Source organism: Paenibacillus sp. FSL R10-2778, from assembly GCF_038593035.1.
Taxonomy (GTDB): domain Bacteria; phylum Bacillota; class Bacilli; order Paenibacillales; family Paenibacillaceae; genus Paenibacillus_AQ; species Paenibacillus_AQ odorifer.
Map to the genome: position 1 here is coordinate 5,531,135 of NZ_CP151956.1, position 17,894 is coordinate 5,549,028.

Genomic DNA, 17,894 nt, shown 5'->3' on the forward strand with positions numbered 1-17,894 from the left:
TGGATAAATATCCTGTAGGAAAAAGGGATCATTTTACTTATTAAACATTTACTTCTATATCAGTATTTGATATGGTAATTAAGTACAAAAAATATATATTTGGAGGAAAAACATCTTATGAAAAAAATCTCTAGTTTATTTCTTTTAACGGCTGCTATTTCTTTAGTAAGTGCAGTTCCAACGTTTGCTGCGAATGAATCTAGTACTAACGCAAGCCCATCTTCGTTTGACTCTATTGCACCTTTTGTAGCGGGGGAAGCTACGTTTCCTGCGAATGAATCTAGTGCTAACACAAGCTCTTCTTCGATTGACTCTATTGCACCTTTTGTAGCAGGAGAATCTACGAGTGTTGTTGTAGCTCCTGTTACCTATACATTATCAAATCCCATTAATGGAGCTGGCCAGTATGGAAAAATTACACTTGAATCAGCTGGTAAGGCTAGTTTATTTATTTACTACAATACAGGTAATGGAGTATGGACGAATATGGGTATAAATGATCCAGGAGACAGTGGTATTTTATTAGATGCAGGCGAGGGCTCAGAATCACTTGACTTTTATATGAATTTAGGTTGGCAGTATAAAATTAAAGTATATGCAGAGACTCATACAGCAAAAGGATATATTAGAAACTACCAATAATAACTAAATGTAATAATTTTATTTTGGAGCATTTACCGAAATCCAATTAAACAGCGACAGTCTAGGACTTTATTTTCTCGTCCTTTGCTGTCGCTGTTTAATTTGCTAGGGGAAGTAAAAAACATATTTTATAAAGTATGACAGTATGACAATTGGGATACTCGCGTGGAACATAGCATCGAGTCTAACCCTTTATTTTTCTACTGACAGTACTCGCTGTAGGAGCGGAAGCAGGTAACGCTTGTACTGTTTGATCCAGTGTAGGATGTTAAGGTGTGAGGCATGGTGCTTAAGGTGGGCCGACATTTGAGGTAAATAAATCTCAACTCGAAGAGGATTATGGCTGGATAAAGATAGGTGATGTTATTGACGCAATCACAGAACAAAACCACCCTACGGATGAATAAGCTTACTAGCCAGCGGTCATTTGTCTGCTGGCTAGTAAGCTTATTCACAAAGGTTCCGTTACAAGCTGGACAGAAAAACTCTAGAAATTCTCCGGCTTCCAGCTCATATGAGCACTTTGCCACTATAAATTCGGGTACAAGATCTACCATCCCTCATTCCACACAGACATAATCTACCCATTCTTCAGGCTCCATATCTTCCTCCTATGGACTCCATAGGGACAGTTCCTTTTCCTTATCCTATTCCCTCTTTTGACCTTCCTCTTTTTTCATTCCTTCGTATTCCCAATTTCTTTTGGTTTTTATATTCTTGCTTCTCGTCATAATAATGAACTCGTCCATATTCTGCATACCAAACACAAGCAACATTCGTGCTTACAGTATGGACGCATCTCGGGTCTGACACGTAGCTCTCTATCATCCGTTCACGGTAACTCTTCTTCTTTCGTTTTTCCATAGGGAAGGTCTTCTCAATTTATTTATGTACCATTAGCCACAATTCTTTGCATTGTATCATTGCCTATTATAATACAAAAAATCCCACCCGTAGATTTCTCTATGGATGGGATCAATTATGTTTTTATAGTAAAATCGCTAGACTTAAGACTAGACCATGCCGAAAAATTTCTTAAGTTTCTTAAATGCTCCCGGTTTGCGGTCAAGCTGCATCAGGGGTACAGCATCACCTAAAATTCGGCGTGCAATATTGCGATAGGCAATAGCAGCTGAAGAATCGGGATTCATAACTGTAGGTTCTCCGTTATTTGCGGCTTTAATGACTAATTCATCATCCGGAACAATTCCGATAAGATCAATGTTCAGCACCTGTAATATATCCTCAATATCAAGCATATCCCCAGACTTCACAAGACCTGGGCGAATACGGTTTACCACCAATTTCGGCGATTCCACACTCGACTGTTCTAATAGTCCGATTATACGATCGGCATCCCGCACAGCGGCATGCTCTGGTGTGGTAACCACAATCGCTTTATCCGCACCGGCAATCGCATTGCGGAAGCCGTGCTCGATTCCTGCCGGACAATCGATCAGAACATACTCATATTCCTTCTTTAGTTCAAGAATGATATCTCTTACTTGTTCAGGAGAGACAGCCGTTTTATCCTTTGTTTGAGCTGCAGGCAGCATATACAATTCATCAAAGCGCTTGTCTTTAACTAGCGCTTGATTAAGGCGGCAACGTCCTTCCGCTACATCCACAAGATCATAAATAATACGATTCTCAAGCCCCATAACTACATCCAGATTACGCAGTCCAATGTCGGTATCGACGAGACATACTTTTTTGCCCTGCAGTGCAAGTGCGGTTCCAATGTTGGCTGTTGTGGTTGTTTTGCCAACTCCGCCTTTGCCCGAGGTTACGACTATCGCTTCTCCCATGGAGGCTACACCCCTTTAAACACATTTAAATCCTGACGTAATTTGACCAAATTATGAATCTTATCGATCTGCATAGCTCCGTTTGTTAAATATGCAAATTCCATACTGCTTTCTCGGGTTTCCCATTCATCGGGCGGACGACTAATAATATCGGCAATTCGCAGCTGCGTTGGAGACATTAAAGAAGCAGCTATAATTGCTTCCTCATTCCCGTCTACTCCAGCATGCGCCATCCCTCTTAGCGAACCTAGTATATAAATATCGCCTGAACAGGTTATGGTCCCCCCAGGGTTCACATCCCCCAGATATAGAAGATTTCCGTTATGGTGCAGCACCTGACCGGAACGTAGAATTCCGCTCATCAGAAACAATGCGTCATTATCCTCACTGCCGGGCGCTGGAAGCGCCTCTATAGATCGAATCAACAGATTTCCCTGTCCCTTAAGAATCTCCAGCACAGCTTCCTTGTCTTCCTCAGTTACGGTACGATTGCCCAGCTTTATGTCCACATGTACAATCGGTCCAGTTAAAATATTTTGATGGCTGTGCTCCAGCTTATAGCGAAGCTCGCTCAGAAGATCTTCAAAGGGACATTTGTCGTCTAGCAGGAATATCAGGCCATCCTTGATGCCCTTAATCCTTACATGCTTGGATTTTACTGTCATATGCCTGGCCCCCTATCCTCATTCATTCGTGCCGGGCCCCTTAAATTCCTGCTTTGTATAGAAAGAAAATAGAAGCTCTTTAAGCCGCTTCTTCCTTATTCGTTTCTTTCTTGATTAGCTCAAGCTGGCGCCGAACCGGTATGTAGAAGAGTAGCCCGATGGCAAAATGAAAAAGCATCGTCGGCAGCATGTGATTCAAAATCGCCCAGCTATAAGGTTCTTGATTAAGATTAAATACACTATAGATACCAAATAGTATACTATCCTCAAGTAGACTTCCAAGCAGAACCACAGTCATCATAAGGGGCAGCGGAGCACGTGGAATCTGAAATAAAAGGCCGATTAAATAAGCCGACAATCCCATCGCAAAAGAGTGTGCTCCAAGAATTCTGCCGTAAAAAACGACATCATGCAGCATTCCAAAACATAATCCCAATATAAGTGCTGTATGCCGATGATGATATATAGTCACGAACAATAACACAACAAAAACCAAATTCGGAATGATTCGCATCTGCCACACATCTGGAATCAGCCAAGGTAAGATGGTTCCCTCCACAATAAATAAGAGGAACAGTAACAGAACAAGAACTGATCTGCGCATATTCACTATTCAGCACGCTCCTCCGTAAACACAACAATCAACTGCTTCCAGTCCTGAAATTCTGCTGAAGGCTTAATCACTGCTGTGGAGGTTAATCCAAATTCACCAACATCGACGCTTTCAACTGTGCCTATTGTCAATCCCCTTGGATACAACCCTCCAATACCGGAAGACAGAATAGTATCCTCCGCCGCAATAGGATCACCCGGTGGAATCTTAGTCATCAGCAGTCTGTTCGTCTCTGGATTATAACTCTCAATCATCCCAAAGGACTTACCCTCTTTATTTAAGGCAGTTGCCGCAATAGGCGGCTGGGAATTAGGATCATTGGTATCCATCATTGTCATCAGCTTCACCGTGGAGGTGAAATTGCTCACCTGACTAATAACCCCTACCATACCATCGACGGAAATCACGGACATATTAGGTCTAACCCCATCTTTGGAGCCCAAATCGATAACAATCGTACTATTGCTTGGCTCTGTAGTCTGGCTAACTACCTGCGCAATACGATATTCATATTTATACAATTCTTTCTGGGCATTAGTGAAGTCCAATTTCTCCTTCAATGATTCATTTTCTGCCTTGACGAAATTATACTGGGCTTTATCACGTGCATACTGGGCAGCCATAATTTTAAGCTGTTCATTTTCTTTAGCAAGATCACTCAGATTTCCAATATCTTCAAACAAGCCCGCTACATATCCAGCGGGCTTGTAGAACATTTTTTGCACGAAACCAGTCGAATCTCTGAGAAAGTTCTCCGGCCAGGACAAGCCTTTCCTTGTTGCCAAGCTGAAGCCCATTACCACAATGAACAGCACCAGTGTAATCAACAGAATAAACAGACGTTTATTGCTTAAGAGTTTAAACAGTTTCAACACCCTCTAACAACAGTATTTCTCCCATAACAGGGGTTGACTTACACAAGTGGTAGAACATCATCTTATCTCTTCGAACGAAGACTGGATCCGCTGCGGCTCTTGAACAAATGAATGTTCTCAAGTGCCTTACCGGTTCCAATAGCTACACAGTCCAGTGGATTCTCAGCAACAATAACCGGCATTCCCGTCTCACGTGCAAGCAGCTTATCCAAGTTGCGAAGCAAAGCTCCCCCACCTGTCAAAACAATTCCACGATCCATAATATCTGCTGCAAGCTCTGGCGGACATTTTTCCAACGTTACTTTAACAGCTTCAATAATAGCATTCACTGTGTCAGACAAAGCTTCACAGATTTCATCAGAAGTAATTGTAAGTGTTTTTGGCAGACCTGTTACGAGATCACGGCCGCGAATTTCCATGGTTTCAGCCTTTTCAAGAGGAAGGGCAGAGCCAACATCCATTTTGAGCTGTTCCGAAGTACGTTCACCGATCATCAGATTGTATTGACGTTTGATGTATTGAATGATGGACTCATCCGCTTCATCACCTGCAACACGCACTGAACGGCTAGTAACAATACCGCCGAGCGAGATTACAGCAACTTCAGTTGTACCTCCACCGATATCTACAACCATACTACCTGTAGGCTCCCATACTGGCAGATCCGCGCCGATAGCAGCAGCAAAAGGCTCTTCGATAATGTAAGCTTCACGAGCGCCAGCTTGTTTGGTAGCATCTTCTACCGCACGTTGCTCTACAGCAGTAATGCCAGATGGCACGCAGACCATTACATTAGGGTGACGCTGGAACATAGAACGCTGTTTCTGTGCTTGACGAATAAAATATTTAATCATCGTAGCCGTTGTATCAAAATCAGCGATAACGCCATCTTTCATCGGACGGATCGCACGGATATTTCCAGGTGTACGACCGATCATTTTTTTGGCGGATTCACCCACAGCTTCAATCGTCTTAGTATCAGTGTTAATGGCTACAACGGAAGGCTCTCTTACAACAACACCCTTACCGCGTACGTAGACAAGCGTATTCGCTGTCCCCAAGTCAATTCCTAAATCTTTTGTGAAACCACCCAACATGCTAATTTCTCCTTTTCCTAAGTAAATCTACATTTATATTACATATGTCCTTTTTCTTTCAAGCTTACGAAACTGCTATCTCCGATAATTAGATGGTCCAGCACATCTATTCCGATAATCTCACCTGCCTGAAGCAATCTAGCGGTTAGGGAAATATCTTCTGGACTAGGTGTTGGATCACCACTAGGATGATTGTGCGCGCATATAATAGAGGCGCTACTGCATTTTATAGCTGCTCTGAATACCTCACGAGGATTAACGATCGAAGCATTCAGGCTGCCCATGGACAATGTTTCTTGTCCAATCACATGATTCTTCGTGTTCAGAAACAGACAGACAAAATGCTCCTTTTGCAAATAACGCAATTGCTCAGTCAGAATCTCAGCAGCGTCCCCAGGACAGCGGATAATGACCGGCATATTGAACCTGGAATTCGCAAGGCGCCTTCCCAGTTCGATGCCTGCTTTTAGTTGTACGGCCTTGGCAGGACCGATACCGTTGATTTTGGTCAGTTCTTCGATGCTAAGGTCAACTAGCCCACGCAGGCCACCGATCTTCCCCAGCATCTGCTGTGCAATATGAATAGCCGACTCGCGGCGTGTTCCCGTACGCAGCAGAATGGCTAACAACTCCGCTTGACTTAATGATTCCGCCCCATAATGCATCATGCGCTCTCTAGGTCGTTCTTCATGGGGGAGGTCCCGCAGCATAATTGGTTGCGACTCCATCCCTATCCCTCTTTCCCCAGGCTTCCTACCGGCTCAATACAGTTATACCGAACTCGGATAGCATTTCGCCAAGAAGCGACAAAGGCAATCCGACTACATTGAAATAACAGCCTTCAATTCGTTCCACCAAAATGGACCCAAGCCCTTGTATCGCATAAGAGCCAGCCTTATCAGCGGGCTCTCCCGTAGCTATATAAGCAGCAATTTCCTCTTCAGTCATTGCCCTCATCGTTACGGAAGTAACACGGTGCTCCACTATAGTCTTCCCATTCGGGAGTCCGAGGCAGGCTACACCCGTGTATACCTTATGAGTTCGGCCCTGAAGTCTGGTAAGCATCGCTTTGCTGTCCAGCTTGTCCACCGGTTTGCCTAGCACAGTATTATCTAGTACAACAATTGTGTCGCTTCCTATAATGACTGCGTTACGCTCTCCGGCTGTAGCTACTACGGCTTCTGCTTTTCGCAAAGCTAGACTGCGCACGATTCTCTCCGGCGTCCAATCCGGCGGTGTGCTCTCATCAGCTTCGCTGGTAATGACCTCAAAGGGTAAACCCAGTAAGGATAACAGCTCACGTCGACGCGGTGAACCTGAGGCTAGAATAATGAGTGGTGAGTTGTCCACGTTGTAAACGTCCCTTCTTGCTCAGTAACGAGAGTTACAGTCTGCGGTACAGCCATACAGCTGTAATAATACCGGCGAGACTAAGCATGCACAATTTCAAATGAATAGTGATGTCATAGGTTATGATGTCTAAATCGGCTCGCGGAGACCATTTGAGCACAGTCGATGTTGTTAGAAAAGACAGAGCCTTTACGGGCTGCAGCAGCTTGGCGATCCAGGCTCCAGCCAGCCAGCCTAGAATTAGAAATAACAGCAGTGTTCCTACATTTTTCTTCTTCATCTCAGTCTTCCCTCGCCATTTTTTGACACCCTAATTATTATACGGTGAAACGGTGATCAATACAAACGTAAAATCCCCTACGGTAATGTTTACCACCTTTTGCCCTAAAAGTTGCGGAACGATACCCCTCTCCGAAAAAAACAACAAGCCCCCAACTCCCCGGAGACTTGCTGTTATTTTGAATCCGCAAATCCAAGCATTCAATTCATAGCAGACAGCAGCTGTTTTTGGCTGGTCAAGAAGCTCAGCATGGATTCCTGCACTTCCCAAAGCAGGGCTTGCGCCTTGTTCTTGTTATATTCACTCAGTGCTGAAATTCCTTGGCTCATAGATTTTTCTAGCGCTGCGCAAATGCTTTTGGCTTCAGGCGTTATGCCTTGCTCCAGAGCTTTAACAGCTTCACTCCATTGGAGATGAAGATCACTCACAGCTGAGGTATTAGCTGCCGCATCCGTTTGTCCGCCACTGAGTAAAGAAGCGGATTGACTGCTTAGTTCACTGAGCAACTGTCCACTCACCGCAAAATAACTATTCACAGCCTCCGCATTTCCGGCAAATCCTAATCGTTCCACTCCGGGAAGATCCACCTCTCTTACATAAAGCTCAATCCCTTGATTCTTCAGTCCACTGCTGAGCAGCTTAGCTTGTTCACGGTCAGAGGACATTCCGGCATATACACGATTTCCGTCAGCAGGGTCCAAGCCCGCAGCCAAGCCAGCGTCCAACAGCTCTTGTCTAGCTTGTTCCGCGCCTGCCGGCGTACTGAATACGCCATACTGCAGCAGGTAGTAGCTTTGCGCAGCCACTTGAACAGGAATACTGTTTTTGCCAGCATCATCTGTGCCCGTAACCGGCAATCCCGAGGTTCCTACACCTGCTGGATCATTAGCTCCGGAAGTCTGCCCTGAAGTAGCCAATGTATCTGTTATCCCGGTTCCTGAACTACTATCCATGTTTCCTCCATAAAAAAAGGAAAGCGCCGCATACCCAAGCAGTAGACCTGTGCCGATGGCCCCCACCACAGACAGGGATAATTTCCACCAATACGATGGGCGACGAGTATGATATGAGCCCCCATAACCTCCCGTGTAAACCTCTGCTGATTTATCTCTGTCATCTAGTACCAAATCTGAGAGCAGATACGATTGCTGCGTATTTCTGAAATCTCTATCCTGTTCGTCCCATTCTTGCTGGCGTGGATCTACAGTTCCTGAGTAATAGTCGTAAGCATCCTCCGGCGGTGCCTCACGCGTAGAACGTAGATCAGGTTCTTGCACCCAAGTATGCTGCTGTGCTGGACCGACCTCCTTGCGCAGCTCCTCTGCATATTCTTCAGCTGTACCCAGTCCGCCACTGGACCAGCGCTCCACTACCTGCGGTTTTGGCTTAGGCTCGTCCTTATTCACGTCAAATCGGAATGTCATTCTTCCGTTATTCAACAGTAACACCTCACCTCATCTAATCTATATGGAAATATATGATAGACAATAGAGAGATATGCTATTTTTATAGCCAAATGAATAATGAAAGTTATACGGATTCAGTTTACATTACATGTAACTTTTATATACTATATAAAAAGAGCTAAAAGTGTGCACTATACTAGTTAAGCTAGAAATAGGATTTTAGTTCATTACAGTTTAGGAGGGCTTTTTCTGAAACAAAAAATTCAAGCAGCAATTGTGGGCTACGGTAATTTAGGAAATGGTGTACGTAAGGCTATTAACCAAAGTGAAGATATCGAGCTGGTTGCGATCTTTACGCGCAGAGAGCCTGGACAACTAGAAGCCGGTGAAACCGGTGTGAAATTCGAGCATATCTCTGCCGTCGAACAATATAAGGGAAAAGTAGATGTTATGATTCTGTGCGGAGGATCGGCTACCGATCTGCCAGAACAGACACCAGCTATTGCCCGGATGTTTAATACCGTGGACAGCTTTGACACTCATGCCAAAATCCCTGAGTTCTTTGCGACCGTTGATGCCGCAGCTAAACAAGGCGGAACACTCAGCGTAATTTCTACGGGCTGGGATCCAGGCCTGTTCTCCATGAACCGTCTGCTAGCTGAAGCTATTCTTCCACAAGGTAAAGAATATACTTTCTGGGGTAAAGGCGTCAGCCAAGGTCACTCTGATGCCATTCGCAGAGTAGAAGGCGTTAAAGGCGGCGTACAGTATACTGTTCCAGTACAAGAGGTTATCGAGGCCATCCGTGCGGGTGAAACACCAGAACTTACTACTCGTGAAAAACATCTTAGAGAGTGTTTTGTAGTAGCTGAGGCAGGTGCAGATCAAGAGCGCATTCGCGAAGAAATTGTGAATATGCCGAACTATTTTGCAGATTATGATACTACAGTTACTTTCATCACTGAAGAAGAACTGGCAGCTCAGCATAGCGGTATTCCGCACGGCGGGTTTGTTATTCGCAGTGGGGTAACAGGAGAAGGCACGAAACAAATTGTTGAATTTGGCCTGAAGCTGGAGAGCAATCCTGAATTTACAGCTAGTGTGCTTGTGGCTTATGCCAGAGCTGCTCAGCGTATGAGTCAAGAAGGTCAAAGCGGAGCGCGTACTGTATTCGATATTCCACTTGGGATGTTGTCTCCGAAATCACCAGAAGAACTGCGCCGCAACTTACTCTAAAATCCTGTCGACAAATAACCCGCGTAGGACTTTTAAGGGTCCTCGCGGGTTATTTGTTGTCCAGAGCAGCAAGCCTCATGTCTGACAACCCTCTATACAAGACTAAGAATCTTACTCTTAACATGATTCATTTCGTAATTTTTCAACAAAGTCTCATGCGCACGATCCGCAATAATGGCGCCAAGCTCAGGATTTTTCAGTAAATTCAATACACTTCCAACAATCTCAACCGAGGTATTAGCCAACAAAATATTTCGGTTATGCTCACAATTCAGCTTCTCACACATGATAGAGCTAGTAACCACCGGCGTTTTGAGCGCCCAGGATTCCAGTATATTTCTAGAAACTTCGCAGCCTTCAAGGATAGGCACCAAAACAGCTTTAGAACGTCGTATGTATTCAGCGGAGGAATTAACTGGTCCAGTGACTATGACCGATTCATCTTCCTTAATCAAAGTCATGACCTCCGGGTGAACCTCTGAGCTGATAATATAACTTTTGATATCGGGCACTTGCTCCTTAATCATGGGATAGGTTTTTTTAAAGAATACTCGGGCTGCATCTATTCCCAGTCTCATATTCATATTCCAGTGCAGCACAATTAAATTTTCTTTAGTCACAGGCTCTGCAAAAGTCTCATACTCATTCATCTTGATGAAGTGAGGGACAACATGAACCTTACGGGCATCAGCAAATGATAGAGATTTGAACGCTAGTGCATCCCATTCCGAGGTTGCTAAAAGTAGACCCGTTTTATTCATTAATCGCCGTTTATTCCTACGATCCCATGCAGCATTGAGTTTATTATACGGATTATTCCTGCTTAACTTCCCAGTCTCTCCGGCAGATCCTCCGCTTCCGTTTGCAAAACTAAAGGTATCTGTGATCACACTGGCTTCTGGAAGCAGGTTCCGCACCATATCAATACATTTTCCCAGTAGGACATGCGATATAAATACATGCTTATAATTATTTGAACGGCAAAGCTCCAAAATAGTGTTTTTCATATCTTTATCTATATGACTTAAATTTGAGAAATTCCGCAATTTATGTAAGGGGCGCAGCATTGGCCTCCAGGTCGTATAATCTTCATTAATGTTATGAACCGTAAGTGCCGTCCGCTCCTTTATAGACACGGTTTGATTGGCACTACCGTACGTCAGCAAATCTATATCAAATTTCCCAAGCAAAATCTCGAGAATACTCCCTGTTCTCATTTCTCCTTCTAGATCCTCTGCGGTTTGATTCTGGGCTGATAGGAACAGCATTCTTTCTCGCATGACTCTGGCTCCTTGTATTTTGTAATAAAAACCCCCATCTACTAACTGAAACTTTAGATGCAGTTCAATAGTAACTCATTTCACTTAAAAGTTTTGTCGATTTATAGGAGAAGTCTAAAATTTTTTAAGTTTTTTTCTGAGTTTCCAGAAATCCATCACGATTTCCCCTTATAAAACGCCGCCTTTTCTGAAAAATAGACTCAAAACCCCTTTTTCACGGCATACATAATCATGAATTGCTCAATTTATAGAGTTTGAAACGTTAGGTAATATGTACTACGCCTCTTTGCATACAAAAAAAGCGTCTCCCTCGCTTATTGTCGAATGGAAGACACTTTAGATGTCGTAGCTTCTAACTACACAGTTCCGGCCCTTTTTCTTAGCCTGATACAATGCAGTGTCACTAAGTTTGTAAAGAGTGTTCAATGAGTATCGTTCACCTGAATCCACCGTGATGATGCCAACACTTATCGTGTAATGCAAGGGTACACCATGAATGACCGCCCCTGTAACGGCTGTGCGCATCCGCTCTGCAATCATATCACTGTTTTGTTCATCGGCTCTATGCAGCAGCACAGTGAACTCCTCACCACCGAATCTTCCGAACAGATCACCATTGCCAAGCTGCTGTTTTATTTTATGAGCCAGATCCTTTAGAACGTGGTCGCCGGTATTGTGGCCGTAGGTATCGTTTATGCGTTTAAAGTGATCCACATCCAGCAGTAAAAAAGAATACGGCAGCTTCTTCATTGCTGAGGCAGCTATTAAAGGCCGGGCGCGCTGTACAAAGGATCTGCGATTCAAAATACCTGTCAACACATCATAAGTGGCCACCCGTTCCAATTCTGTAAAGGAATCCTCCCTATAAAGCAGCATGATGCCTGCAGTTCCTAAGAACATAAGCAAATAAATCCCCAGATAAAAAAATATCTGCAGCCAGTGAGAGGTCTGAGCATTCCATCCTAACATCAAATAAAACGGTTCAAGTCCCTTGCTAACCAGCGCTAAAATTACAACAAAGTACAACAATCCTATGGTTCGCTGGAGAGAGGTTTCTCTAATCTTCACAGCTAATATGTAAGCAGGCAAAGCTATGATCATAATCCCAAATAGACAAGTTGCAGCCATAACGAACCGCTCATCTGGCATAATTAAATGCAGTAGCACTATGATGACAATGGATACTCCGAACAGGATCGTATAATATCGTTCAATCCTACTCCCAAAAACTCTGAGAAGCATCAGAAGCGCTAAGCTTTCCAGCGTACCTCCAGCTAGAGCAAGCAGCATACTGATAGGAATGGGAAGTCGTGAGTCTGTGAAATCATTCAGCAAAAGGAGAATTAAAGCTGCCAGCTGCAAATATTTTGCCGTGACAAAGAAGGTAGAAGTCCGTTCCTGCGCGTAACGCAAACGATAGACGACAATAAGCAATACCGTAAAGGATTGCCACATAAAGAGGCAGACCAGCAGTGTCTTGAGATCCAGATGCATGTTAGTGAATTTCACCCCCTGTATTCTCCAAGCTCAATAAATATAATTGTATCTGACCACTCGGTTTCTTCCTTCTTGTTTGGCTTGGTATAACGCTTTATCACTCAGCTTGTACAACTTATTTATCCAGATCTCCTGATCCGGCATGATTGTAATTACACCTATACTAACTGTATAGCCTTGTAAGAGTTTTTGTGGAGGTGTCTTCATTACTGCCTTTCGTAACACTTCAGCTTTCCGGTCACAGCTAGCTTCATCCAGCCCGCAAAGGATAACTGCAAATTCCTCGCCGCCAAGCCTGCCGAATAAATCGCTGTTTTCGAGGTTGTCCTTAATCGTCAATGCGAATTCTTCCAGAACCACATCGCCGGTATCATGGCCGTATGTATCATTGATTTCTTTGAAATGATCCAAATCCAGCAGCATAAACGAAAAGTACTCTTGCTCAGCAACTGCCTTCTCAAGCCGTACCTCAGCTTCCTCAAGAAATGCTCCACGGTTAAGGATTCCAGTCAGATCATCGTAGCTAGCGATTCGTTTCAGTTTTACAAAGGAATGCTCGTTAGAAAGTAGAATAAAGCCTGCGGCTCCCACAATCAACAATAAATACATCCCCAGGTAATATAAATACTGCGAAAGATTAGTTGTGAACACGTTCATCTCTGGCTCCCAGATCAATGCAACAATCGCGCGGAGCAGCATAATCCCTGCAAAAGCGTAAAACAATATTCCGAGTATCTTCTGAAGAGGGGTGCCTTTGGGGTTCACCGTGAGGTGGTAAGCTGGATAGACAATAAACAGTATCGACCATAATGAGGTACAGGCTATGCGCCAGCTGGAATGATGAAAGAAGATCGCTACAATACTAAAAGTAATCGAACTAAGTATGGAAAGCGTTATGTAATACAACTTTATCCGCTGACCAAGGATTCCCATCATCAGCAATAAAGCAATAATCTCCAGACAGCAGCCTAAAAGAATCAAAGCGTTGCTAAGTGGAATGGATAAAGCGCGGGGGATATGACCCCATAATAATAATGAACACCAGAAGAGCAGCTGCACCGCCTTTGAGCGTATGAATAAGGTGGATGCCCTGTCTTTAGGAGCGCTCCTCCGGTAATTGGTTATCAGCAGCAATATAAATAGATTTCCAAAAATAAATAAATACACTAACGTTTTGATATCAAGCTGGGAGTCCATGAGTCACCACCTACACGGAAAAATTGATCCTCTACTGACAGCACTATAGCACTCAATGGCTAGTTCAGCAAATACCCTATTTATTTCATTTTTTAGAATGTACATACACCGCTTAAGTATACAAAAAAGCACTTCCCCCTGCACGGAACTCGGGGGAAGTGCTTTTGTAGCTCTATTTCAATTTACATTTTTAAAAATGCGTCATCTAACCATTGAATACGTTTGGTTAACCAATTTATAAAATAATCCACCTCTGAATCATACGTAATCCGATCTTGCCAACCATCGGGGTTAGGCCATATGTCCATTCCCAGAACTGGCCATTTCTCAAAATTATATCTCTGAGAAAGTTCTAGTGTTGAGCTAGTTTGATTAATTAAACTAAACATAGCAGGTAGTTGATTACCTTTGATCTCTGTCCATCGTTCTTTTACACGTTGAACAAATTTCGGATCTTCAAAAAATCTGGATATCCACTCTGCATTTTTAATATAAAATTGTTCAGGGTCGTCACAATCAGCATAGTTTATATTTCCCCCACCAATGTCAAAATCCCAGAGCGGCCCCATTGATAGTTTTCCGCCTTTGTCTTTGTAGAAATAAACACTAGTTCCAAAAGCAGCATCTGCATTCTTAAAAATCTCATTGATTAAGTACCAATCGATGACAGAATCAACATCAAAATACTTATTATATCCCGTTGATATATCCGTAAAATGATCACTGTACAATGCTTTTTCAGCTTCCTCAAAATAAGTACTGATATAACTTAATTGTTGTGAATTAATCTTATTTGATTTTGGCTTTTTTATGGCAAAAACATTTTCACCAGCGATTCGTGTTGTCTGAAAATAGTTATCATCTACATCCAATCTATTTAACCAGTCTTTCTCAATCAAATATCCACCAGTTATCGACTCTTCAGATGTATCATTTGCACTCAGTTTATTAATATTTAAACGTGATTTTGATATATCTATTTTTTCCCCTATGAGATAATTCCCTAGGTATTCTCCATTTAGGAATAGATCTACATACCTCATTCTTGGGCTATACTTCATACCTATCATTTCGCCAAGATTATATGCCGTATAATTTCGCAAGAGTGTCTTATCCGCATAATTAGCAATAAGTACCCAATCTTCATCTTTTGGCATATTTAGGACGGGAGCTGAATTCGTTATAGAAACTGCATATGATTTTTTAGGCATATTCCAAGAACTGTTTCCTCTGCCCTTAATCGTGATAGCGCCATCGTACAATCCTACTCCATAGGTTTGAGTGCTTCCATCAACGATCTTCATAGCTGCGTCAATTTTATTTTCTTTATCAAGAATTGCCTGGTTAGCCTCCGTGGTAATAATTACTGCTGGCAATCCCGACTCTAATACTTCCACAATGAGCAGATAGCTATTTACTTCTTTTCCTTCTTCAGTAACAGTTATCTCCTGTTTAGATTGGAGTTTAACTGCTTGACCTTCAGTTATTGGTATCCCATCAATAGCTAAGGTTCCGTTCGTAGTAACGAAGTTAATAATCCCATCTTCAAGCTTTGTTGACCTTGGTACAAGCAAATTAACCTGCCCCTTGGAGTTGTCAATAGAAGCTTTATATCCATTGTATACAAAACTCTTCAGGGAACCCTCAAGTTTTGCTTTTACAGTGACGTTGAAAACTTTAGATGTCAAAACCTCTTCTTTGGATATCGTAGCGGTTAATGTAACCGTTGCGTCAGGTTCTCCAAACTCTGGTCTTGTCACTTTACCCTTGGCAGAGATCACATTAGTATTATCTGAGTGCCAAATAATCAAAGTATTATTTAATCCTTTTGTAGGTAAATAAACATCTCCGGTTACTGAACTTATATCTCCTAAATCCAAGGCTTCTTTAGCGGCAAGAAGATCACTTGAAATAGTGTCAAACCGAATGGATTTTACGATAATCACAAAATCTTTTGTGACTTGAATGTTACCTTTTGTAAGCGTCGCGTTCAAGACAACATCCCTATCCACTGATTCTAACCTGTAAATATGACCACTCTCGCTAACAATCTCTGGATTTTGAGAGGTCCAGACAATACTAATACCATCCTGGGTCATAGTTGGCAAAATCAAATTCTGCGTAACCTGACTAGTATCTCCTAAGGTGAATACCAGCTTTGCCTCCTGTAAGGCAAGACGATCATCTTCATCCACTTCTACTTGTTGTTTAGCTTTAATAATCACTTCAAACTGCTTGTTAACTGAAAATCCCCCTTTGACTATCGTAGCCGTTAATAAAACGCTAACATCAGGTTCTCCTAACCCAGGACGACTGATAGTACCGTTAGCTTGTAAAACTTCAGGATTAGAAGAATTCCACGATATAGTAGTTTCATTTAAGCCTTTAGAGGGTAATACTAAATTGCTCATGACATTTTCTGAGTCAATTTCAAGTAACAATGCTGATTTAGCTTGTAAAACATCCTCTTCATCTGGATCAACAATACTTTCTGACCCTCCTCCACTACCACTACCACTACCACTACCACTACCACTACCACTACCACTACCACTATCGCTACCACCACCACTGGCTCCGCCCACTACAGCGCCAGTATTAAGTTGCGTATTTTTCAGGGTTGGGGTTATACCCTCTAGCAATTCCAGTTTCTTCGGTGTAAACTCAAATGATACATTATTAACTTCGACCTTCGCATAATCTATCTCGCCTTCACCAGATAAATTAATTCCTGCTTTGATAAGCATCTTCGAAATTGTAGTACCTTTATCAAGAATAAGAATATAAGGAAGTTTATTAGGAGAGCTTAAGGGATTAATAACTTCTAAATGATCTATATTTCCGTTAGTAAAATTCACTCTCGTATTAACTGAAGCTAGCTCGACCTTTTTATAATTTCCAGCCAACTTGATTAAATGATCTGCTGCATTGTTTACAACCTTGATATTATCAATGTTTCCATTATCGGACTGTATAATTGCCCCACTGTAAAGCTCTCCACTAGGGATATGTGTACTCCCTGTAGTCAAAACTCTAACCTTACCGTTTTGTTTTGCAACCGACAGTTTACCCTCTACAGTAGAATCATTGAGCTTAATGCTGTTTTCTCCACCGCCCCGTACATATATATCCCCTTTAATAGTTACGTGATCCAAAGTAACATCACCTGCACCAATTCCTTCAACAAGATACAGATCACCCTGAATTGTCGTATTACTAAATGTAACGTTAGGGGTATTCACCACTACGTTATTTTTGTACATCGTGCTATAAGTTCCTTCTTTTGTAATTATTTCTCCGGATATATTATTTAATATCGTCAGTGCCTCTGCAAAGGTAACTTGGTCACCTGGTCTTAAGGTTTTATCAGGAAAACCAGAGAGAAATCCTTTATTTACAGCATATGTAAGATTGTCATAGGCATAGGGAGCAATTTTTTTATAATCCACAAATTTTTTAAGCGAATTCTGATCTGCTTCACTATACTGAAAATCAAACGCTTTACTGATTAATGTCATCGCTTCTTGACGTGTTACTTTTTGTTCCGCTCCAGCCTCTAACTGACCTTTTGAATTCATAATGCCTTTTAAATATCCAGCATTAACAGCTTTCTCAACATCCTTTTGATACCACGCATTAATAGGGATGTCCACAAATTCAGTAGATGTTGTATCTTCATAACCAAAAACATTGTTTATCAATGCAATTAATTCTCCACGTGTGACTCGCTGATCAGGTGAAATCGAGATATTCTCATTAATATCTAGCAATCCCTTTTCATTCCATGTGGCGATGGTTTGAGCTGCCCAGTGTTGTCTTTCAACAGTGTTTTTTGCTAATGCTGGCATTGAATACGTAAAAATAAGTAATAAACAAAGCATACCTATAAAATATTTGTGTTTCTTTGGGGCTATCATTCTGTATTCTCCTTTTCCTTATATCATTACT

At 42.4% G+C, this 17,894-nt stretch carries 15 protein-coding genes; 2 read left to right on the forward strand and 13 right to left on the reverse strand.

Going from position 1 to position 17,894, the window contains the following annotated elements:
* The first annotated feature begins 117 nt into the window (after window positions 1-117).
* On the forward strand, window positions 118-642 hold the full coding sequence (locus tag NST40_RS24920) for a hypothetical protein (RefSeq protein ID WP_076277486.1): 525 nt from the start codon (window positions 118-120) through the stop codon (window positions 640-642).
* Between the two features lie 1,013 nt (window positions 643-1,655).
* Here NST40_RS24920 and minD read toward each other — a convergent pair.
* The 9 genes from minD to NST40_RS24965 all read right to left on the reverse strand — a co-directional run bounded on the left by minD (window position 1,656) and on the right by NST40_RS24965 (window position 8,769).
* Window positions 1,656-2,450 carry a septum site-determining protein MinD gene (minD, locus tag NST40_RS24925; protein ID WP_076277488.1) on the reverse strand — a complete coding sequence of 265 codons (795 nt, stop codon included), beginning with the start codon at window positions 2,448-2,450 and terminating at the stop codon, window positions 1,656-1,658.
* A 5-nt stretch (window positions 2,451-2,455) separates the two neighbouring features.
* A complete protein-coding gene (gene minC / locus NST40_RS24930) occupies window positions 2,456-3,115 on the reverse strand; it encodes a septum site-determining protein MinC (RefSeq protein ID WP_036685154.1) in 660 nt (219 codons plus the stop codon).
* 79 nt (window positions 3,116-3,194) lie between these two features.
* A complete protein-coding gene (gene mreD, locus NST40_RS24935; RefSeq protein ID WP_080742577.1) occupies window positions 3,195-3,725 on the reverse strand; it encodes a rod shape-determining protein MreD in 531 nt (176 codons plus the stop codon).
* On the reverse strand, window positions 3,725-4,603 hold the full coding sequence (gene mreC / locus NST40_RS24940) for a rod shape-determining protein MreC (RefSeq protein WP_076303227.1): 879 nt from the start codon (window positions 4,601-4,603) through the stop codon (window positions 3,725-3,727). The genes mreD and mreC overlap by 1 nt, the downstream gene beginning before the upstream one ends.
* 62 nt (window positions 4,604-4,665) lie before the next feature.
* A complete protein-coding gene (locus NST40_RS24945; RefSeq protein ID WP_036685150.1) occupies window positions 4,666-5,700 on the reverse strand; it encodes a rod shape-determining protein in 1,035 nt (344 codons plus the stop codon).
* 38 nt (window positions 5,701-5,738) lie between these two features.
* Window positions 5,739-6,428: a DNA repair protein RadC gene (radC, locus tag NST40_RS24950; protein ID WP_342410092.1), complete on the reverse strand. Its 690-nt coding sequence runs from the start codon at window positions 6,426-6,428 to the stop codon at window positions 5,739-5,741.
* Between the two features lie 25 nt (window positions 6,429-6,453).
* Window positions 6,454-7,050, reverse strand: coding sequence for a Maf family protein (locus NST40_RS24955; protein ID WP_076186081.1), 597 nt, complete (start codon window positions 7,048-7,050; stop codon window positions 6,454-6,456).
* Window positions 7,051-7,084: 34 nt separating this feature from the next.
* Window positions 7,085-7,330 (reverse strand): DUF4321 domain-containing protein, encoded by a 246-nt coding sequence (locus tag NST40_RS24960; protein ID WP_036685144.1) that lies wholly within the window; start codon window positions 7,328-7,330, stop codon window positions 7,085-7,087.
* Window positions 7,331-7,530: 200 nt separating this feature from the next.
* Entirely contained in the window at window positions 7,531-8,769 is a 1,239-nt protein-coding gene (locus tag NST40_RS24965; protein WP_076194477.1) for an SPOR domain-containing protein, read from the reverse strand.
* 216 nt (window positions 8,770-8,985) lie between these two features.
* Between NST40_RS24965 and NST40_RS24970 the strand changes: the two genes are divergently transcribed.
* Entirely contained in the window at window positions 8,986-9,972 is a 987-nt protein-coding gene (locus NST40_RS24970; RefSeq protein WP_342410922.1) for a diaminopimelate dehydrogenase, read from the forward strand.
* 92 nt (window positions 9,973-10,064) lie between these two features.
* Here the strand turns inward: NST40_RS24970 and NST40_RS24975 are convergent, their stop codons facing one another.
* The 4 genes from NST40_RS24975 to NST40_RS24990 form a co-directional block, all read right to left on the reverse strand.
* Window positions 10,065-11,252 (reverse strand): glycosyltransferase, encoded by a 1,188-nt coding sequence (locus NST40_RS24975; protein WP_342410093.1) that lies wholly within the window; start codon window positions 11,250-11,252, stop codon window positions 10,065-10,067.
* A 336-nt stretch (window positions 11,253-11,588) separates the two neighbouring features.
* Window positions 11,589-12,761 (reverse strand): GGDEF domain-containing protein, encoded by a 1,173-nt coding sequence (locus NST40_RS24980; RefSeq protein ID WP_143761943.1) that lies wholly within the window; start codon window positions 12,759-12,761, stop codon window positions 11,589-11,591.
* 18 nt (window positions 12,762-12,779) lie between these two features.
* Window positions 12,780-13,946, reverse strand: a complete 1,167-nt coding sequence (locus tag NST40_RS24985; RefSeq protein WP_076221057.1) for a GGDEF domain-containing protein — start codon at window positions 13,944-13,946, stop codon at window positions 12,780-12,782.
* 182 nt (window positions 13,947-14,128) lie between these two features.
* Window positions 14,129-17,863: an immunoglobulin-like domain-containing protein gene (locus tag NST40_RS24990; protein WP_339244631.1), complete on the reverse strand. Its 3,735-nt coding sequence runs from the start codon at window positions 17,861-17,863 to the stop codon at window positions 14,129-14,131.
* Window positions 17,864-17,894 lie beyond the last annotated feature (31 nt).